Origin of the sequence: Streptomyces sp. NPDC047002, from assembly GCF_040704505.1 — a bacterium.
In the GTDB taxonomy this organism is placed as follows: domain Bacteria; phylum Actinomycetota; class Actinomycetes; order Streptomycetales; family Streptomycetaceae; genus Streptomyces.
Genome location: NZ_JBEYWC010000002.1, coordinates 100,697 through 120,377 on the forward strand (window position 1 = coordinate 100,697; position 19,681 = coordinate 120,377).

Annotated in this window: 16 protein-coding genes and 2 pseudogenes; 10 read left to right on the forward strand and 8 right to left on the reverse strand. The window is 74.1% G+C overall.

Annotation, left to right across the window (positions count from 1 at the left end; genetic code table 11):
• On the forward strand, positions 1–693 hold the full coding sequence (locus tag AB0910_RS03465) for a class I SAM-dependent methyltransferase (RefSeq protein ID WP_366742819.1): 693 nt from the start codon (positions 1–3) through the stop codon (positions 691–693).
• 31 nt (positions 694–724) lie between these two features.
• Positions 725–1,204 (forward strand): annotated as a pseudogene (locus AB0910_RS03470) (HAD domain-containing protein); the annotation flags it as partial.
• 226 nt (positions 1,205–1,430) lie between these two features.
• Here AB0910_RS03470 and sodN read toward each other — a convergent pair.
• Positions 1,431–1,826 carry a superoxide dismutase, Ni gene (gene sodN / locus AB0910_RS03475; RefSeq protein WP_345650068.1) on the reverse strand — a complete coding sequence of 132 codons (396 nt, stop codon included), beginning with the start codon at positions 1,824–1,826 and terminating at the stop codon, positions 1,431–1,433.
• A 147-nt stretch (positions 1,827–1,973) separates the two neighbouring features.
• On the opposite strand from sodN, the gene sodX reads away from it, so the two are divergent.
• Positions 1,974–2,402, forward strand: coding sequence for a nickel-type superoxide dismutase maturation protease (sodX, locus tag AB0910_RS03480; protein WP_366742820.1), 429 nt, complete (start codon positions 1,974–1,976; stop codon positions 2,400–2,402).
• Here the strand turns inward: sodX and AB0910_RS03485 are convergent.
• The gene (locus AB0910_RS03485) at positions 2,306–2,935 is read right to left on the reverse strand and encodes a CGNR zinc finger domain-containing protein (RefSeq protein WP_366742821.1); all 630 of its coding nucleotides are present in this window, start codon (positions 2,933–2,935) and stop codon (positions 2,306–2,308) included. The two genes, sodX and AB0910_RS03485, sit on opposite strands and share 97 nt — an antisense overlap.
• 152 nt (positions 2,936–3,087) lie before the next feature.
• Here AB0910_RS03485 and AB0910_RS03490 point away from each other — a divergent pair, with 152 nt between their 5' ends.
• Positions 3,088–3,876 carry a class I SAM-dependent methyltransferase gene (locus AB0910_RS03490; protein WP_366742822.1) on the forward strand — a complete coding sequence of 263 codons (789 nt, stop codon included), beginning with the start codon at positions 3,088–3,090 and terminating at the stop codon, positions 3,874–3,876.
• A 164-nt stretch (positions 3,877–4,040) separates the two neighbouring features.
• On the opposite strand, the gene AB0910_RS03495 is transcribed toward AB0910_RS03490, so the two are convergent.
• The 3 genes from AB0910_RS03495 to AB0910_RS03505 form a co-directional block, all read right to left on the reverse strand.
• Positions 4,041–4,802, reverse strand: a complete 762-nt coding sequence (locus tag AB0910_RS03495) for an amino acid ABC transporter ATP-binding protein (protein ID WP_366742823.1) — start codon at positions 4,800–4,802, stop codon at positions 4,041–4,043.
• Positions 4,799–5,743: an amino acid ABC transporter permease gene (locus AB0910_RS03500; protein WP_366742824.1), complete on the reverse strand. Its 945-nt coding sequence runs from the start codon at positions 5,741–5,743 to the stop codon at positions 4,799–4,801. The genes AB0910_RS03495 and AB0910_RS03500 overlap by 4 nt, the downstream gene beginning before the upstream one ends.
• 81 nt (positions 5,744–5,824) lie before the next feature.
• A complete protein-coding gene (locus tag AB0910_RS03505) occupies positions 5,825–6,778 on the reverse strand; it encodes an ABC transporter substrate-binding protein (protein WP_366742825.1) in 954 nt (317 codons plus the stop codon).
• A gap of 414 nt (positions 6,779–7,192) precedes the next feature.
• On the opposite strand from AB0910_RS03505, the gene AB0910_RS03510 reads away from it, so the two are divergent.
• Entirely contained in the window at positions 7,193–8,404 is a 1,212-nt protein-coding gene (locus AB0910_RS03510; RefSeq protein WP_366742826.1) for an NADP-dependent malic enzyme, read from the forward strand.
• 146 nt (positions 8,405–8,550) lie between these two features.
• Entirely contained in the window at positions 8,551–9,513 is a 963-nt protein-coding gene (locus tag AB0910_RS03515; RefSeq protein WP_366742827.1) for a zinc-binding dehydrogenase, read from the forward strand.
• 730 nt (positions 9,514–10,243) lie between these two features.
• On the opposite strand, the pseudogene AB0910_RS03520 reads toward AB0910_RS03515, so the two are convergent.
• From AB0910_RS03520 to AB0910_RS03530, 3 genes and pseudogenes are all read right to left on the reverse strand, one after another.
• A pseudogene (locus tag AB0910_RS03520) lies at positions 10,244–10,939 on the reverse strand (helix-turn-helix transcriptional regulator); the annotation flags it as partial.
• A gap of 1 nt (position 10,940) precedes the next feature.
• The gene (locus AB0910_RS03525) at positions 10,941–11,828 is read right to left on the reverse strand and encodes a hypothetical protein (protein ID WP_366743020.1); all 888 of its coding nucleotides are present in this window, start codon (positions 11,826–11,828) and stop codon (positions 10,941–10,943) included.
• 260 nt (positions 11,829–12,088) lie between these two features.
• Complete coding sequence (locus tag AB0910_RS03530; protein ID WP_366742828.1) at positions 12,089–12,280, reverse strand: DUF6104 family protein; 192 nt, start codon at positions 12,278–12,280, stop codon at positions 12,089–12,091.
• 160 nt (positions 12,281–12,440) lie between these two features.
• Here AB0910_RS03530 and AB0910_RS03535 point away from each other — a divergent pair, with 160 nt between their 5' ends.
• The 4 genes from AB0910_RS03535 (at position 12,441) to AB0910_RS03550 (ending at position 19,592) form a co-directional block, all read left to right on the forward strand.
• Positions 12,441–12,929 (forward strand): CU044_2847 family protein, encoded by a 489-nt coding sequence (locus tag AB0910_RS03535; RefSeq protein WP_366742829.1) that lies wholly within the window; start codon positions 12,441–12,443, stop codon positions 12,927–12,929.
• Positions 12,926–15,001, forward strand: a complete 2,076-nt coding sequence (locus AB0910_RS03540; RefSeq protein WP_366742830.1) for a trypsin-like peptidase domain-containing protein — start codon at positions 12,926–12,928, stop codon at positions 14,999–15,001. The genes AB0910_RS03535 and AB0910_RS03540 overlap by 4 nt, the downstream gene beginning before the upstream one ends.
• Positions 15,002–15,109: 108 nt before the next feature.
• The gene (locus AB0910_RS03545; RefSeq protein ID WP_366742831.1) at positions 15,110–16,129 is read left to right on the forward strand and encodes a MoxR family ATPase; all 1,020 of its coding nucleotides are present in this window, start codon (positions 15,110–15,112) and stop codon (positions 16,127–16,129) included.
• A 7-nt stretch (positions 16,130–16,136) separates the two neighbouring features.
• Complete coding sequence (locus tag AB0910_RS03550; protein WP_366742832.1) at positions 16,137–19,592, forward strand: SAV_2336 N-terminal domain-related protein; 3,456 nt, start codon at positions 16,137–16,139, stop codon at positions 19,590–19,592.
• Positions 19,593–19,681 lie beyond the last annotated feature (89 nt).

Here is a 19,681-nt window from a genome sequence, read left to right on the forward strand (position 1 = left end):
GTGCTCGCCCAGGCATCCCCCTGGCACGCCCACGCCCTCCAGCGCACCGCTGCCGGACCTGCCCAACCCCTTGCCGTACCCGCCCGGATGGAATGGACCACGAGACCCGGCCAAGGGCCTGGAGCCGAGATCCTCGGCCCCGACCTTCGGGGCAAGCGGCTCCTGGAACTCGGCTGCGGCCCCGGCCACAACGCCGCGCACCTCGCTACCCGCCACGGCGCCCATGTCGACGGCGTCGACCTTGTCGGTCTCCAGGTCCGCCGCGCCCGCTCCCACTACGGACGGCTGGACAACCTCACCTTCGTCGCCGGGCACGCCCTGCACCACCTGCGCGCCTCCGACGAGCCGTTCGACGCGATCTGCTCCGTCTTCGGCGCCATCGGGCTTGTCGCCCCCGAGCTTCTACTCCCGGCCATCGCCCAGCGCCTCACGCCCGGGCGGGTGCTCGCCTTCTCGGTTCCGCACCCGCAGCGTGGCGGCCGAAGCCCCGCCGGAGACGACCGTCCTCGCCGCGACCACGTCACCCTCCCCGACCGCACCCGGCTCCCCATCGTCCGCTGGGAGTTCTCCGCGGACCGGTGGGAGAAGCACCTCCGCCGTGCGGGCTGCCTACTTACCTCGGCCCAGGAGTTCCACGACCCCCGGACGGGCCACTGGCCCGCCACCCTGCTGATCCGCGCCCGCAAGCTCTGACAGCCGCGCCCATCCAGTTTCTGGAGGACCGATGCGTACGCCCTACCTGCTTCTCGATGTCGACGGAGTGCTCATACCCTTTCCCGACGAGCACGGCTCGACCCCGGCCACCCACGCCCGCCATGACGTCGTCCCCCACGGCCGCGGCGCCGACAATCCGGTCACCATCTGGCTCGACCCCGACCACGGCCGCCTGCTCAGGGACGTCGTCCGCACCGGCCTGGTCGTCCCGGTCTGGTGCACCAGCTGGCGGCGGGACGCCACCACCCTGATCGGGCCACTACTCGGCCTCCCGCCCCTGCCGCATGTCGCTCTGCCCCGCGTTCGGATCACTACCAGCCACCCCGACGGCTACCTCTGGAAGCGCGACCACGTCGAGGCCTGGCTCGGCGATGCCCCCGCCGTCTGGATCGACGACGACTTCACCGGCCTCGACCGTGAATGGGCCGCCGAGCGCAGTGCCCTCGGCGTCGCGACCCGTCTCATCCAGCCCGATCCCCACGGGGGGCTTGGCGCCGGCCACCTCGCCGAGGCTCTCGCGTGGGCAGAGCGGCTGCTCACTGTGCAGAGCGGGCCTCCGCGGGCCCCTCGGGGCCAAGCCCGGAGGAATTGCCGCACCCGCCCCGAAACGGCCGCACCCGCCCCCTCGCGTCCGCCGGGGGCGGCGGGGTGAGGGGGCGGGGGCGGCCGGAGACCTGGCGATCGCGGGGATCGCGGTCAGGGGGTGTGACGCGGGGTCACGCCTTCTTGGTCTCCCAGAAGATCTTGTCGACCTGGGCGATGTAGTCCAGGGCCTTCTGGCCGGAGGCCGGGTCCGTGGAGCCCTTGGCGGCCGACAGGGCCTTCAGGGTGTCGTTGACCAGCTGGTGCAGCTCCGGGTACTTCTCGAAGTGCGGAGGCTTGAAGTAGTCGCTCCACAGCACCGAGACGTGGTGCTTGGCGAGCTCGGCGCGCTGCTCCTTGATGACGGTGGCGCGCGCCTGGAAGTGGGGGTCGTCGTTGCCGGCCATCTTCTCCTGGATGGCCTTGACGGACTCCGCCTCGATACGGGCCTGGGCGGGGTCGTAGACGCCGCAGGGGAGGTCGCAGTGGGCGCTGACCTTCACCTTCGGAGCAAACAGGCGGGAAAGCATGAGCTGTCCTTCCTCGTGATCGTCTTCTCGGGTGCGACATTACTCTGTAAGAAGCCCGATTTCGCGAGTGCCCCCTGGGGCTTAGGACAAAAGTCCGGCATCAGAATTGGACCGACGACGGAGTGCGGTGTGACCGGGAGGTGCCGGATGGCGGAGGTGGGGCGGGACCCGCGGGAGGCGCGGGTGCCCCTGGGCATCGCCGAGGTGACGGGTCCTTCCATGTACCCGACCCTCGTCCACGGCGATCAGCTGCTCGTGCAGTACAGGGCGCCCGTCAAGGCGGGTGATGTCGCCGTCCTGAAGCATCCGCTGCAGCAGGACCTGCTCATCGTCAAGCGGCTGGTCGAGCGGCGCGACGGCGGCTGGTGGGTGCTCGGCGACAACCCGGCGGCCGAGGGCGACAGCCGGCTGTTCGGCACGGTGCCCGACGAGTTGCTGCTGGCCCGGGTGCGCGGCCGCTACCGGCCGCGCGGCGAGGGTCAGCGCTCCGTCGGCGCGACGCTGGCCTGGCTGGCCTCCGCGGTGCGGCCGGTGCTCGCGGACCGCTCGGTCTCCAGGCGCTTGCGGGCCCGGTAGGCGGCCACGTTCGCCCGGGTCGCGCACCGGTCGGAGCAGTAGCGGCGCGAGCGGTTGGTCGAGGTGTCCAGGTAGGCGTTGCGGCAGGGCTGCGCCTGGCACAGCCCGAGGCGGTCGACCCCGTATCCGGTGAGGTGGAAGGCGAGGCCCATCGCGGCCGTCGCCGCGTAGGCGGCGGTGGCGTTGGAGGTGTGCTCCGCGAGGTGCATGTGCCAGTCGGGCCTGCCCTCCTCGTTGAGCAGGTCGTGGCCCGACACCTTGGGGCTGACGGGGAAGTCGAGCAGCAGGGCGTTGAGGAGGTCGACGGCGAGCCGCTCGTCGCCCTCGTCCGCCGCGGTGAAGACGGCCCGCAGCCGGGCCCTCACGGACCTCAGGCGGGTCACGTCCGCGTCCGTCGCCCGCCGCGCCACCTGGGAAGCGGCGCCGAACAGGGTCCGTACGGCCTCGACCGACGTGAGGGCGTCCGTGCCGCGCAGCGGCTCCTCGGTGTTGACGAGGCGCACCGCGTAATCCGAGTAAGAGGCCAGGTCCACTTGTAGTCCTTACGGCTGCGGTCTAGGGTTCTGGGCGGGGCGGCGTAATGGTCGTTCTCGGTTTCAGGGTATTACGGATGCGCTCCCGCGGAGAAACACCCGCGGGGAGCAGGGAACGGCACACAGGACTGAGCAGGGGCGGAGGGCTTCCCATGGCGGACGTGGTGCGGGCACGGGGCGGACCGGAGGCGGCGGAGGGTACCGACTGGCGGGCCTGGCAGGAGAGCTGGGATCGCCAGCAGGAGTGGTTCATGCCGGACCGCGAGGACCGCTTCCGGGTCATGCTCGACATGGTCGAGGCCCTCACGGGACCCGAGCCGCGCGTGCTGGACCTGGCGTGCGGTACGGGCAGTATCACGGACCGGCTGCTCAAGCGGCTCCCCGGGGCCACGAGCACCGGCGTCGACCTCGACCCGGCGCTGCTCGCCATCGCGCGCGGCACCTTCGCGGGCGACGACCGGGCGGCCTTCGTCACGGCCGACCTCACGGACCCCGGCTGGACCGCGGCCCTGCCGTACGGGACGTACGACGCGGTGCTCACCGCGACCGCGCTGCACTGGCTGCGCAGGGAGCCGCTGGCCGAGCTGTACGGGCGGATCGCCGGCCTCACCCGGGACGGCGGCGTCTTCCTCAACGCCGACCACATGCCGCACTCCGGCACCCCGCGCATCGACGCGGCAGAACGCGCCCACCGGCACGCCCGCATGGACCGGGAGCGTGCCGCCGGCGCCCTCGGCTGGGACGAGTGGTGGCAGACCGCGGCCGCCGACCCCGCGCTCGCCGAGCCGACCGCCGAGCGGTTCCGGATCTACGGCAGCCACGCCGAGGGCGAGACGCCCTCCCTCGACTGGCACGTCGCGGCGCTGCGCGCGGCCGGCTTCGACGAGGCGCGCGCCGTGTGGGCCTCGCCCACGGACTCGCTCGTCCTCGCGCTCAAGTAGCCGCGGCGACCGCCGTAACCGTATGAACCGCGGCAACCGCCCGCGCGCGGGAGAGCGGGCGGGGGAGGCGCGGACGGCGGGGGTACGGGCCGCCGGGGTACGGGGAGCGCGGCGCGCCGCCCCCGCACCCCGGCGCCGTGCGCCCCGGGGCGGGGAGCCGGCCGTCACAGCACCTTGGAGAGGAACGCCTTGGTGCGCTCGTGCCGCGGGGCGGTCAGGACGTCGCGCGGGTGGCCCGACTCCACGACGATCCCGTCGTCCATGAAGACCAGCGCGTCCCCGACCTCGCGGGCGAAGCCCATCTCGTGGGTCACCACGATCATGGTCATGCCGTCCGACGCCAGGTCGCGCATCACGTCGAGCACGTCGCCCACCAGCTCGGGGTCGAGCGCCGAGGTCGGCTCGTCGAACAGCATCAGCTTCGGCTCCATCGCCAGCGCGCGGGCGATCGCCACCCGCTGCTGCTGGCCGCCGGAGAGCTGCGAGGGGTAGTTGCCCGCCTTGTCCGAGAGCCCGACTCGGTCGAGCAGCCGCTCGGCACGGGCCCGCGCCGAGGCCCTGGACTCCCGCTTGACCTGCACGGGCGCCTCCATGACGTTCTCGAAGGCCGTCATGTGCGGGAACAGGTTGAAGCGCTGGAAGACCATGCCGATGTCGCGGCGCTTGAGGGCCACCTCGCTGTCGCGCAGCTCGTACAGCTTCTCGCCCTGCTGCCGGTAACCGACCAGCTCGCCGTCGACGTAGAGGCGCCCCGCGTTGATCTTCTCCAGGTGGTTGATGCACCGCAGGAACGTCGACTTGCCCGACCCGGAGGGGCCGACCAGGCAGAACACCTCACGGGGCGCGACTTCGATGTCGATGCCCTTGAGCACCTCCACCGCGCCGAAGGACTTGTGCACGCCCTCGGCCTTCACCATCGCGGTCACGCGGTGACACCTCCTCCGGAACGGTTGCTCAGCGAGAGCACGTTGGCCTTCACCCGCTGCCAGGGCGTCTGCGGCAGCGCGCGGCTCGAACCGCGCGCGTAGTACCGCTCCAGGTAGAACTGGCCGATGCTGAAGACCGTCGTCAGGATCAGGTACCAGGCGGCGGCGAGGAACAGCATCTCGGCCGCCGCGCCCGAGGTCTGCCCGATGTCCTGGGCCACGCGCAGCAGTTCGGAGTACTGCACGGCCGAGACGAGCGACGTCGTCTTCAGCATGTTGATGACCTCGTTGCCCGTCGGCGGCACGATCACCCGCATCGCCTGCGGGATGACGATGCGCCGGAGCGTCTTGCCGTGGCTCATCCCGAGCGCCTGCGACGCCTCGGTCTGCCCCTCGTCCACGGACAGCAGGCCCGCGCGGCAGATCTCCGCCATGTACGCGGCCTCGTTGAGTCCGAGTCCGAGCAGCGCCGTCAGGAACGGCGTCATGAACGACGACCAGTAGTCCTTGTAGATCGGCCCGAGGTTGATGTACTCGAAGACCAGGCCCAGGTTGAACCAGACCAGCAGCTGCACATAGACCGGCGTGCCCCGGAAGAACCAGATGTAGAACCACGAGATGGACGAGGTCACCGGGTTCTTCGACAGGCGCATCACGGACAGGATGACGCCGAGCACGACACCCATCAGCATCGCGAGCACCGTCAGGAGCAGGGTCTTGCCGACGCCCGCGAGCACGCGGCCGTCGAAGAAGAAGTCGGGGATGGCGCCCCAGTTCACCTTGCCCTGGGCGAAGGCGTAGATGATCAGGGCGAGCACGGCCACGGCGATCGCGCCGGAGACGTACCGCCCGTAGTGCTTCACCGGGATGGCGCGGATGGCCTCCGGCGGTGCGGGCACGGAGTCGGCGGGTTCCGCCTTGTTGTTGGTGTCGACACTCACAGGTCTTGTCTGCCTCTCGGTCCTCGCGGCCTCGGTCCGGTGCGCCCCGCCGCGCGGGCGTGCGCGGCGGGGCGCCGCGGGTCAGCTGCCGCCGTTGACCGTGGCCGAGGTCACGGCGCCGTCCTGGGCGCCCCACTTCTGCAGGATCTTCTGGTACTCGCCGTTCTTGATGATCGCGTCGAGCGCGGCCTTGACGGCCTGCGTCAGCTGGGTGTCGCCCTTCGTCACCGCGATGCCGTACGGGGCGGCCTGCACGGTCTTGCCGACCAGCTGGAAGTCCTTGCCCCCGCCGGACGTCTTGACCGCGTACGCGGCGATGGGGGAGTCGGAAGAACCGGCGTCGGCGCCGCCGCTCCTGAGGCGCACCTGCGCCTGCTGGTCGGTGTCGAACGACTCGATCTTGAGCGGCTTGCCCGCGGGGCACTTCTTCGCCTCGGACTTGGCGAGGTCCTCGGAGACCGTGCCGCGCTCCAGCACGATCGTCCTGCCGCAGAGGTCGCCCCAGCCGTCGATGCCCTGGGTCTTGCCCTTCTGCGTGTAGATCGAGACGCCGGCGCTGTAGTAGTCGACGAAGTCGACGCCGGCGCCGACCTTCTTGCCGTCCTCGACGCCGTTCTGCCGGTCCTTGGTGTCCGTCATCGCCGACATGATGACGTCGTAGCGCTTGGCCCGCAGGCCGGTCACCAACGAGTCGAAGGTGCCGTTCTCGAACTGGACCTTCACGCCGAGCTGCTTGCCGAGGGCCGCGCCGATGTCGGGGTCGATACCGGCGGTCCTGCCCGACTTGTCGGTGAATTCGACCGGCGCGTACGCGATGTCCGAGCCGACCTTGAGCACGCCCTTGTCCCTGACCTGCTGTGGCAGCTTGTCGTGCAGCGCCCCGCCGGCGGCCCCCGACGACGCGGCCGCGCCGCCCCCGCTGTCCTTCTTCGTCTGGTCGCCGCAGCCCGTCAGGACGAGCGCGCCCGCGACCGCGAGCGCGCCGACGGCGGCGATCCGCGACCTCGCGGCGGTGGTGCGAGGGATGGTGCTCATGTTCGAAGTCCTCCGAGGTGGGTCACCGTTTTGTGGCGGCAGCGGGTGTCTGCCAGGTGGACGTGCACACTTCTTCGGGTGTCGCGACCGTGTGTGATGAGTGGCATCCTGCCATTCGGACAGGCGGCTTCAGGACGCCGGGCATGTCAAAATCGGATAACGGGTCACCCCCGAACCTGCACCCCGGCCGCCGCCAGGCGGCGGGGCACTCCTCCGGGACGTCTCTTCCCGGCCGGAGAATCTCCGGCCGTCCACACCGTGGTCCGGCGCGCGTGGCGATGCCGCCCGTCGGGTATGAATGACTTTTCCCCACCGGGACTTGAGGACGCGCGTGCGGCGCGTCGGCCACCGCCCGACCACGGCGGCACCCCCGGCACCACCCTCGAACGAACGACTCAAAAGGGGACACAAGACATGGCAGCGGAGATCGTCAACCCGCGCAGCGGCGCGGAGCCGGACACCGAGTCCGACGAGCCCTTCGATCCGGCCTTCGCCCTGCACAGGGGCGGCAAGCTCGCCGTGCGGTCGACCGTGCCCGTGCGGGACAGGGACGAGCTCTCCCTCGCGTACACCCCCGGCGTCGCGCGCGTGTGCACCGCGATCGCGCAGAAGCCCGAGCTGGTCCACGACTACACATGGAAGTCGCAGGTCGTGGCCGTGGTCACGGACGGCACCGCGGTGCTCGGGCTCGGCGACATCGGCCCGGAGGCGTCCTTGCCCGTGATGGAGGGCAAGGCGATCCTCTTCAAGCAGTTCGGCGGGGTCGACGCGGTGCCGATCGCGCTCGGCACCACCGATGCGGACGAGATCGTGGAGACGGTCGTGCGGCTCGCGCCCTCGTTCGGCGGGGTCAACCTGGAGGACATCGCGGCACCCCGGTGCTTCGAGATCGAGCGCAAGCTCCAGGAGCGGCTCGACATTCCGGTCTTCCACGACGACCAGCACGGCACCGCGGTCGTCACGCTGGCCGCCCTGCGCAACGCGGCAAGGCTCACCGGCAGGCGCCTCGCCGACCTGCGCGCGGTGATCTCCGGCGCGGGCGCCGCGGGCGTCGCCATCGCCAGGTTCCTGCTGGAGGCGGGGATCGGCGACGTGGCCGTGACGGACCGCAAGGGCGTCGTCAGCGCCGACCGCACCGACCTCACGGACGTCAAGCGGGAGATCGCGGGGCTCACCAACAGGGCGGGGCTCAGCGGCTCGCTGGAGTCGGCGCTCAAGGGCGCGGACGTGTTCATCGGCGTCTCCGGCGGCACCGTGCCCGAGGCGGCCGTCGCTTCGATGGCCGAGGGCGCGTTCGTCTTCGCCATGGCCAACCCGGATCCCGAGGTCCACCCGGAGGTCGCGCACAAGTACGCGGCCGTCGTGGCGACCGGCCGCAGCGACTTCCCCAACCAGATCAACAACGTGCTCGCCTTCCCCGGCATCTTCGCCGGCGCGCTCCAGGTGCGGGCCTCCCGCATCACCGAAGGCATGAAGATCGCCGCGGCCGACGCGCTCGCGGACGTCGTGGGCGACGACCTGGCGGCCGACTTCGTCATCCCCTCACCCTTCGACGAGCGGGTGGCCCCCGCGGTCACGGCCGCGGTGGCGGCCGCCGCGCGGGTGGACGGCGTCGCACGCCGCTGACCGCCGCAGGGGCGCGCGGGCCGGATCCGCGCGCCCCGCGGGCGGTGGCGGCGGTGCCTGTGCGCCCGCAGGCGGTGGGCGCCGGCGGGGCGCGCGTCACACGGGCGGTGTGTTCCGCCGCGCGCGGGCGCCCCTATCGTCGTCGCATGTTCGCCGTCTACGCAGCACGCATCGACAAGGACCAGCCCCTCAACGGCCTTGAGCTGGGGGAGCGTCCGGAGCCCGCGGCCCGGCCCGGCTGGACCACCGTCACCGTCAGGGCCGCGTCCCTCAACCACCACGACCTCTGGTCGCTGCGCGGGGTGGGGCTGCCTGCCGACCGGCTGCCGATGATCCTCGGCTGCGACGCCGCGGGCGTCGACGAGGACGGCAACGAGGTCGTCGTCCACTCCGTCATCGGGGAGAGCGGCCACGGCGTGGGCCCGAGGGAGCGCAGGTCCATCCTCACCGAGACGTACGACGGCACGTTCGCCGAGCGCGTCACCGTGCCCGTGTGGAACGTGCTGCCGAAGCCCGCGGAGCTCAGCTTCGAGGAGGCCGCCTGCCTGCCGACCGCCTGGCTCACCGCGTACCGGATGCTGTTCACCAACGCGGGCGTGCGGCCCGGCGACTCGGTCCTCGTGCAGGGGGCGGGCGGCGGTGTCGCGACCGCGTGCGTGGTCCTCGGCAGCGCCGCGGGCCTGCGCGTGTACGCGACGAGCCGCGACGCCGCCAAGCGCGAGCGGGCCGTCGCGCTGGGCGCGGTCGCCGCCTTCGAGCCGGGCGAGCGGCTGCCGCACCGGGTCGACGCGGTGATCGAGACGGTCGGCGCGGCGACCTGGTCCCACTCGATCACGTCGCTGCGGCCCGGCGGCACGGTGGTGATCTCCGGCGCGACCAGCGGCGACCGCCCGTCGAACGCGGAGCTGACCCGGATCTTCTTCCTCGAACTGAAGGTCGTGGGCTCCACGATGGGCTCGCGCGACGAGCTGGAGGACCTGCTCTCCTTCTGCGCGGCCACGGGCGTCAGGCCCGTGATCGACGACGTGCTCCCGATGGACCGGGCGCGGGACGCGTTCGCCCGGATGGCGGAGGGGAACCTCTTCGGGAAGCTCGTCCTCACCCGCTGAGCGGTACGCGGCGGCCGGGCGCCCCGGCTCAGGGGGCGCCCTTCCGGCCGGGGTTGTCAGGATGCGGGTGCCCTGTCTGCAGGAGCGCCGTGATGCGGGCGGCCGCCGTCGACAGGTGGCGGTGCGCCTCGCCCAGCTGGGCGCACGTCACGCCGTGGTCGCGTGCCGCGTCGCGCACATCGTCCCTGAACCGGTCGAGCAGCCGCTCCAGATCACGCTCCGGCCTCCCCGACGAGACCGCGTCGGCCCCCCACGCGCCGCCGCCCCCGGGACCGTCCCAGGACCGGCGGCCCTCCGCCTCGGGGATGCCGTCGTCCGCGACGTCGCCGCCCTCTGGGGCGTGGCCGGTCCGGGTGTCTTCCGTACTGGTGGCGTGGCCGGTCCTGGCGTCAGCCGCCCCGGCGGCGCCCGCCGCTCGCCCGCCCGGCGCCCGCGGCGGTTCCTTACGGCCCGACGCCGGGCCGCCCGCAGATTCCGTGCGGCCGGGTGTCGCGTCCCGCGAGGGTCCCGTACGGCCCGACGCCCGGCCGCCCGGGGGTTCCTTACGGTCACGGGCCGGGCCCGCCGAGGGCTCCGTACGATCCGATGCAGCGTGTCCCGAGGTCTCCGCACGGTCCGTGCCCGCGTCCGCCGGGACTCCCGTGCCGTCAGGCCCCGGGCCCGCCGGGGCCTCCGTGCCGTCCTGGCAGGGGCCGTACGCCGGGCCGGGGCGGGTCTTCGCCCAGCCGCTCAGCTGGCCGGCGATCTCGGACAGGCCCTCCCGCACGCCGGTGGGCCAGTCGCCGCGCGCGAAGTGGACCTGCACCTGCTCCTGCACCTGGCGGGCCATCCGCAGCACCTCGTCACGGGCGAAGTCCTGCGCCTCCTTGGCCTGGCGGCGCGCCCGCTGCGCCTCCTCGCGGGCCCGGCGCGACTCGTCCTTCGCCCGCCGCGCCTGCTCCTTCCACTCCTGCTTGGCGCGGCGCATCTCCTCGCGCGTCGTCCACCACGCGTCCTGGTCCGCGCCCCCGCCGGCGCCCGCGTCCGCCCCGCCGCCGGGGCCCGAGGCCTGCGCCGCCGCGCGCATCTCGCTGCGCAGCCGCCCGGCCGCACCCCGTACGTCGTCGCGGATCTCCGCGGCGAGCTCCGAGACCGACTCGCGGATCTCCAGTTCGAGCTCGGCGAGCTCCCCGCCGCGCCCGGCCAGCTCGGCGCGGCCCGCTTCTGTGATCGAGTAGACCTTGCGGCCGCCCTCGGTGGCATGGGTGACGAGGCCCTCGGACTCCAGCTTCGCCAGCCGGGGGTAGACCGTGCCGGCCGAGGGCGCGTACAGGCCCTGGAAGCGCTCCTCCAGCAGCCTGATCACCTCGTACCCGTGGCGGGGTGCCTCGTCGAGCAGCTTCAGCAGATACAGGCGCAGGCGGCCGTGGGCGAAGACGGGCGGCATGTCACAGCTCCTTCGTGCGGGCGGGCGCGGCGTCCGCCAGATCCTCGGCAGGCGGCCTGCGCAGCAGGGCGATCGCGCCGGACACGGTGGACGCGCGCAGCGTCCCGCCACCGGAACCGAGCGTCCCGGTGAGTCTCTTCGCGCCCCAGCCCCCGGTCACCTTGAGGTCCTCGAACGCGCTGCTGACCCGCCCGCTCGCGGTGTTCGCCTCGACCTCGGTGTCCACCGGGTACGGCAGCCGGATCGCGACCTCGCCCGAGACCGTGCTCAGCCGGATGTCCGCGGGGCCGCCCGCCGGGTCGAGGTCGAGCACCATGGCGCCGCTGACGGAGTCCGCCCGTACGGACGAGCCCGCGCCCTCCACCACCGTCAGGTCGCCCGAGACCGAGTGGAAGCGCAGCGCGCCCGTGACGGCCTGGGCCTCCACCGCGCCTGACACCGTCTCGGCGAGCACCCCGCCGCTCAGGCGGACCAGCGTCGCGTCGCCCGAGACGCCCCGCACCTCGGTGCGGCCCCGCACCCCCGAGACCACGGCCGCCGCGCCGACGAAGCCGACCTCGGCCGAGGCGGACCAGGGGACGGTGAGGGAGACGACGGCGCTGCGGCCGCGCCACGGCCGGCCGCCGAGCCAGTCGAGCAGGCCCGGCCTCGTCAGGTCCCCGTAGCCGACGCCGAGCGTGCCGCCGTCCCTGGTCACCACGAGCGGCGGGCCCTCGATGCCGCTGATCTCCAGGCGCGCGCCGCCCTGCGCCGCGAGGGCCGCGGGGTCGGCGCCGACCACATTGACCGCGCCGCCCACGACGCGCACGCGCAGGGCGGTGAGCGACTGCTCGGCCAGGTCGAAGGTGAGGGTGCGCGGCTCGGCGACCCGCCAGGTCGACCGCGGCAGCTGTGACATCGAAGGCCCCCGATCCGTCCCGGGCGCGCGGGGCGCGCCGGGACCCGTCCACGGCATGACACGACACAATATATCGCGTCCTCCGGAGGAACGCGATATGTCGTGGTCGGGAGAGGCTGGGAGAGGCTGGGAGAGGTCGGGAGAAAGTCGGGAGCAGGGGTGGGGAAGACCGCTCCCGCTGCGCCGCTGCCCTGCTGCCCTCGCGGTCACCTCACGGCGCGGTCACCTCACCGCGCGGCCGGCCACTCGCCCTACGCGTCGTCCTCATCGTCATCGTCGTCGTCCAGCCGGGCCAGCCACGTCGCCAGCCGCTCGACCGGCACCTCGAAGTCCGGATGGAGGTCGACGAAGATCCGCAGTTGTTCGGCCAGCCATTCGAAGGTGACCTCTTCCTCGCCCCTGCGGGAGGCGAGCTCCTCGATGCCCCGATCGGTGAAGTACATGCTCGTCAGGGTAGAGGGCCCTCCTCGGGGCCAGAACCGGAGGACGCGGCGGGGCGTCTGTCCCGGTGGCGGCCCGTGTGACCTCGCGTCCCCGTGTCCACTGCCGCTACCCTGCGGGACTCGGGGCCGCACCGACGGGGCGTCAGGATCGGGGGATGTCGTGGTGGATTCCGGAAGTCGCGTCACGCTGGTGGAGATGCCCGACGGGACGCCCGTGTGGGCCAGGATCTCCGGGGCCGAGGCCCTTGAGGAGCCCTCGGGCGAGCTGCGGTTCTCCGACGTCGGCGCGGGGCAGCGCGTCGCCGCGCGGGTGGAGGACCTGGGGGACGTGGTGGCGAGCGTCGCCAGGTCGCTGGCCGCGCCGCTGCGCGCCGTACGGCCCGACGAGGTCAGCGTCGAGTTCTCCATCGAGCTGACCGCCAGGGCGGGCAGGGTCGTCGGGCTGATCGCGGACGGCGAGGCCAAGGGCGGCATCACCGTCACCCTCAACTGGCACGGCGGACCGCCGGATCTCACCGCCCCCGCCGCGCCTCCTGCCGCGCCCGCGAGCGCCCCCGTACCACCGCAGGCGCCCCCGTCCGCCGGAGCGGGGACCGGCGCAGCGGCGCACCCGGGAAGCGGCGCGCCCGGCGCGGGGAGCGGAGCGTGAGGTACGAGGAGGGGGACGGCGCGTACTACGCGCCCGACGAACCCCTCGCCGCCCTCGCGAGCCTCGTGACGGCCGCGACCGTGCGCATCCATCGGCCCGGCCCCGGGTATGACCACCACGGGCCGGGGTCCTTCCTTGGCAGCGGGTTCTTCGTCGCTCCCAACTGGGTGCTGACATGCGCCCACGTGGGCCTGATGGGCGAGCGGCAGGGGGAGGTGTGCCAGGTGACGGTGGTCTTCGCCGACCCGGACGGCGGGGCCGAGCGCGCGGTGGCCGGGACCCTCACCGCCGTGCTGCCCGAGGGCGGGACCGCGCCTCCCGAGCCGGGCCGCCGGGTGCCCTCGCCCGACCTCGCGCTGATCCGCCTCGACACCCCGACCGCGCACCCGTGCGTCTATCTCGCGGAGCGCGTCTCCAAGCGGTTCGACGGCGGCAAGGTGCTCTGGGCGGGCTGGGCCGAGGTCGACGGGGTGCTGGAGATCGTCGTCAGCGCGCGCGGCCGCGACCTCGGCACGGTCGGCTCGCAGATCCGCCTCGGCGACGACGTGCTCACGGAGGGCATGTCGGGCGGGCCCGTCGTCGACCCGCGGCGCGGCCAGGTGATCGGCGTGATCAAGTCCCGCAGCATCGGCTCGGACGGCGGCACGGCCGTCGGGGTCGAGCAGCTGCGCACCCTGCCGTCGCCCGCCGGCCTGCTGCGCGACGAGGCGCACGACACGTACCACGCGATGTGCCACGCGCACGACCGCTACCACCGCGACCGCCACCACCACCCGGGCCCGGAGGACAGCTGGACCGACGCGCAGGTGCGGCTCGAAAAGGGCGCGGGCCGCGTCCTCGGACCGGCGCAGCGCGTGGAGTTGCTCGGTCTGCTCGCCGAACTCCCGCCGCCCGTCAGCACGTCGAGCCTGCTCGACCTGATCGGCAGGGCCGAGGGGCGGCGCGGCGGGCGCGGCACGCAGCCGGTGCCCGCGCCGCGCAGCTGGCGCGACGGACTCGGCGAGCTGCGCGAGACCCACGGCGGCCCCGCCGACCTCGAACTGGTCCTGCGCTACAGCATGAGCGCCGTCGCCGCCGAGCGGCCGTACGTCACCGCGGCGACCGGTGAGGCGGAAGAGGCCCTGTACCAGTGGGTGCGCGAGCTCGCAAGGGACCGGCTGACCCGCTCGTTCCGCGGCGAGCTGCGGCAGCTGTGGGCCGAGAGCCGCGAGCGCACCGACCGCGCGCAGCGCCGCGCCCTGCCCGCGTACGGGGAGCGGCCGAGGCCCGGTGAGCGCGCGGGCGTCCTGCTCGAACTCGAACCCCGGGGCTGGGAGCGCGACAGCTACGACTGGCGGGTCGGCGTCGCCCATTTCAACGGCGAGGTCGACGCCATAGGGGACGGCACCGGCACGGTGCTCGGCGAGCTGCCGGGCGCGCTCGCGGGCCCGCTCGCCGAGGCGTTCCGCCAGTGCGACGAGCCCGACGAGCCGGCGGTCCTCCAAGTCGCCCTGAGCCAGGGGGAGCTGGGCCTGGACGTGGAGCGGTGGAGCGTGGTGCCCGGCGCGCCGCCGCTCGGCGTGCAGCGGCCCGTGGTGGTGCGCTGCCTCGATCCCGAGCCGTTCGACGGCGCCACCGGGGAGCAGACGCGCTGGGACCACCTGCACACGGTGGGCATGCGCACCGAGGACGTGGACTGCCAGGACGGCGACCCGGTCGCCGTCGAGGACGAGGAGCGGCTGGCCTCGCTCGCGCACGAGACCGTGCCCGTGCTCTGCCACTTCGGGCAGCGGCCGGGTCCTGAGGGGGCCGAGGGCTTCGCCCGGCTCGCCCGTACCGGCTACCGCGTCCTGCTGCTGCGCAGGGAGACGGAGACCGGCCCCGAGGCGCTCTGCGCCGATGTGCACCGCAAGGCGGCCCGGGTGGTCACCGAGATGCGGACGGCCGGCCATCTCCCCGGTAAAATCCATGAGTTGCGGCAGGGAGTCTGGCAGAAGAGGACCGAGACCTACTGGTCGGACCAGGTGGCGCTGTTCTACGACGACCCCCGCCACCCGCTGCCCGGCCCCGGCCTCCTGCTGAACGCGCCGTGACCCGCACGACCGGCGTCCTCCCGCCGCGCACGCCCCGGAGGCCCGCCGCGCACCACGCCACGCGTCACCGACACCGGACGGCCGAGCGACGACCATGAGGGACACGCTATGAGCGAAACCAGCGAGTGGCTCATCTACCGCGGCGCGGGCGAACCGCACGACGGCATCACCCGGCTGCCCCCGCCGCCGCCCTGGCGGGACTTCACGGGGCGGGACGCGGCGTCCCAGGACAGCGGCGAGGACGAGTCCGCCGACCGGCGCCTCGGCGTCCACCGGCACCGCGCCGAGCTGCACCGGCCGGGCGCCGAGGAGCTGGAGATGATCAACGCGGCGCTCTACCTGCGCCGTCCGCTGCTCGTCACCGGCAGCCCCGGCGCGGGCAAGAGCACCCTGGCCCACTCCGTCGCCGCGGAACTCGGCCTCGGCCGGGTGCTGCGCTGGCCCATCGTCAGCAGGACCCGGCTGGTCGACGGCCTCTACCACTACGACGCGATCGCCCGGCTCCAGGACGTCCAACTCGCCGCCCACCGCGGGGACTCGGGCGAGGACCCGACCGCAGGCATCGGCAGTTACATCCGTCTCGGGCCGCTTGGCACCGCGCTGCTGCCGTCGGAGAGGCCGCGCGTCCTGCTCATCGACGAGCTCGACAAGAGCGACATCGACCTCCCCAACGACCTGCTCAACGTGCTGGAGGAGGGCGAATTCGCCATCCCCGAGCTGGAGCGCATCGCCGACCGGCTGCCGGACGGCGAGGCCCAGGTCCTCACCCACGACGGCACGAAGGTCACCGTCAAGGGCGGCCGCGTGCAGTGCCGCGCCTTCCCGTTCACCGTCCTCACCAGCAACGGCGAGCGGGACTTCCCCGCGCCGCTGCTGCGCCGCTGCATCCACCTCGAACTGGGCCGCCCCGACCACCAGCGGCTCTCCACCTTCGTCACCGCGCACCTCGGGGAGGACGCGGCACGGGCGGGCAGCGACCTGATCTCGCAGTTCTTCGAGCGCTCCCAGCGCCAGCAGATCGCCACCGACCAGCTGCTCAACGCCGTGTACCTGACGGGGATCGCGGCCCCGCAGAGCCGTGAGCGCCTGGCCGACCTGCTCATCCAGCGGCTCGACCGGCCGAGGTGATGCGCTGATGTCCGGCGTACCGGCCAGGGACGGCGGCCCCGGCAGCCCGGCGGCGCCCGGCGGGGAGCGCGCCGCGCTCGCGGCCTTCGTCGGCCGGCTGCGCCAGGCCGGGCTCGACCCGGACGCGCGCCAGCTGTTGGACGTGCTGTGGCTCGCCGGACACCTCGCCCCCGCGCCGGGGCCCGGCGAAAGCCCGGCGCCCCCGGACGCGGGCGGTGCGCAACCGGGGGAAAACGGCGGGGACGGCGTGCGCGGCGGGCCGGACGGCGGGAACACCCCTCCCGTGGAGGGCACCGACGGCACCGCAGCCCCCCACGGCCCCGGGCGCCCGCCCGCCGACCCGCGGATCGCGCTCGGCGCGCCGCGCGTCGCAGACGGGAGCGACGGCCTGGGCGCAGGGACCCGGGGCGTGCCCTCGCGCGCGGGCCTCGCGCCCGGCGTCCCCGGCGGGGCCGTGCTGCCGCTCGGCGTGCCCACCGCCAACGCCCTGCCCGCCACCCTCGGCCTCCAGCGCGCGCTGCGCCCGCTCCAGCGCTACCGCCGCCCCGCCGCCCCCGTGGAGAGCGTGCTCGACGAGGCGGCCACGGCCGACCTGAGCGCACGCGCGGGCGGCCTCATCATGCCCGTGCACCGCGCAGAGCCGCGTCCCGACGTGGACCTCCAGTTGGTGATGGACGTGTCGTCCTCGATGCTCGTGTGGCAGCGGCTCATCGCCGAACTGGAAGAAATTTTCAGCCATTTGGGCGCCTTCCGCGATGTGCGCACCCGCTACCTCCACCAGGGCCCCGACGGGGAGCCCGCCGTCTCCGCCGGCCTGGACCCGCGCGCTGCCGCCCTCGGCCCCGCCGAACGCCTCTGCGACCCCACGGGCGGCCGCATCACGATCCTGGTCAGCGACTGCGCGGGCCCGCTCTGGTACAGCGGCCAGGCGCACCGCCTGCTGCACCGGCTCGCCGGGCTCGCGCCCGTCGCGGTGCTCCAGCCCCTGCCGCAGCGGCTGTGGAGCCGCACGGCCCTGCCCGTGACGTACGGGGTGCTCGCGCGGGGTGAGGGCGCCAACGCGGGCACGCTGCGGCTGGTCGGCCGCGGCGCCCCCGCGCGCGCCGCAGGCGCGGTGGCCGTGCCCGTGCTGCCGCCCGTCGCCGCCTCGCTCGGCGCCTGGGCCGCCCTGCTGTCCGGTACGGGCGCCGGCCACACGGACGGCGCGGTCGGCTGGGTGCGCCCCGACCAGCCGGCGACGGCCGCGCCGCGCCGTGGGCAGCCGCTGCACGCGGCGCAGGTGGTGCGCAGGTTCCGCTCGGCGTCGTCGCGGGACGCGGGCCGCCTCGCCGGATACCTGGCCGCCGCGCCCCTGTGGATGCCGGTGATGCAGCTCGTGCAGCGCACGATGCTGCCCGACTCCGGCCCGGCCGAGCTGGCGGAGGTGCTGCTCGGCGGGCTGATGCGGCTCGACAGGAACGCCCCGGCGAACGGCGGCCCCTGGTACGCCTTCGACCCCGGCGTGCAGGACGAACTCCTCGCGCCCCTCACCCGCGAGGAGGCCATGCTCGTCCTGAAGCACTGCTCCGACTACATCGAGCGGCACTTCGGCAAGGGCAGCTGGAACTTCCCCGCGGTCGCCGCCGCCCAGCTCGACAGCGGGCGCTCCGGCATCGACTGGCCGGTGCGGCGCCCCGCCGCCGGGTCCCCGTACTCCCCGGGCGGGGACGGCGATCCGGAGGAGGCGCGGCGCGCCAGATCCGCGGTACCGCACCCGTTCGCCGAGGTCGCGGCGCACGTGCTCGAACAGTTCATGCCCCTGCCTGGACGCTTCATCGCCGAGGGCGACGAGCCACGCCCCGCCCCCGACGCGGTACACACCGCATGGTCGCTGGTGCGGGAGTACGAGGCGGACGGCATGATGCAGCACCTCCTGGACGCGGTGCAGCTGTTGCGCGGCGCCGTCGCGGCCGACGCGCGCCCCGGCGGGCGGGCAGAGGCACACAGGGCGGACGCCGCGGACGCCACGGAGGAGGGGCGCACGGAGGTCCGCACCACGCTCGCGAGCTGCCTGCTGCGCCTGTGGGAGGTGCAGGGCGGCCCGGGGCTCCTCAAGGAGGCCGAGGACGCGGCCCGGTGGGCCGTCGACCACTCCGGGGGCGCACGCGGGCGCGCGGTGCTCGCCGCGATCCTGCACGCGGCCGCCGACGACCTCCAGCGGCGCGGTGACGAGCGCGGCGCGCTCGACCTGCTCCAGCGGGCCGACCGCGAGTACACCGCCGCCTGCGCGAGCCCCGGCATGGAGCCGGGCGACGCGCTGCGGCTGACGCTGGAGCGGGTGCGCGCGCTGGAGACCCAGTGGCGCCTCGGCCACGACACCGCGCTGCTCCAGAGCGCCGTCGGCATGCTGGAGGCGTTCTCCGACGCCTGGCCCGACCAGCGCAGCCGCCCCGCCGCGCTGCCGCTCGCCCTCGGCCGTACGCTGCTGCGGCTCTCCGGTGCGACGGAGGACACCGAACAGGCCCAGCTGTACGCGAAGCAGGCGGCCAGGTCGCTGCGGAGCGCGCTCGGCGAGCAGAGCGGCGCCCACCAGACCGGCGGCACGCAGGCGGGCACCGTGCTCGATCTGGCCGACGCGCTGCTCGCCTCGGGCGACGCCCTCGACGACGGGCTCACGCTGGTCGGCCGGGCTCTCGGCATCGTCCGCGACGACCGGCTCAGCGCCCAGCTCAGGCTGCGCGAGGCCCGCCTCAGGCTCGCCAGGTACCGGGCAGACGAGGACGGCGGTCCTGGTGAACTCCAGGAGGCCATAAGGGCGTTCGCGTTCGCCGCCCGCGGGGTGCCGCGCGACACGGCCGCCCACGCCGACGTGCTGGCCGAGTGGGGGAGCGCGCTGCTGCGGCGTGCCTCGCTGCCCGACGGCGCCGAGCACGTGCACGCGGCCGTGCAGGTGCTGCGCGACTGCCGGGCCGAGACCGCGCTCGGTGACCCGCACCAGGCGGACCGGCTGCTGATGCTGGGCCGTGCCCTGATGATCAGGCACCGCATCGCGGAGGACCGGGTCGACCTGCGGGAGGCCGAGTACCTCTTCGGGCTCGCGGCGCGCGAGGCGCGCGACCCGCTCACGGCGGCGCGCTGCTGGCTCGAACTGGGCGCCGCGCGCCTCGACGCGCACCGGGTGCTGCACCGCCCGACCCGCCTCGACGAGGCGGCGGAGGCGTTCCGGGAGGCCGCGCAGGCGGCGCGCCGCGCCGAGGAGGGCGCCAACGGCGCGACCCCCGCCCTGACCTGGCGCGCCGAGGAGGCGGTCGCGCTCCAGGCGCGCGCCCATGAAGGACGGGGGCGCACCTACGCCGAGGCGGCCCGCCCGCGCGCGGCCCGCGACGCCTACCGGGCGGCCCGCGAGCAGTGGCGCAAACTGCCCGGGGGCGGCGGCGAGGAGGGCCAGGAGACCCTGGACCGTCTGGCGGAGCTGGAGCCGTGAGCGTTCAATGGTGGCGGGTGACCGTTCATGCCACGATGCGACCGCGAGTGGTCGCCCGCCGATCGAAAGCGACCGATTCTGGGAGGCGT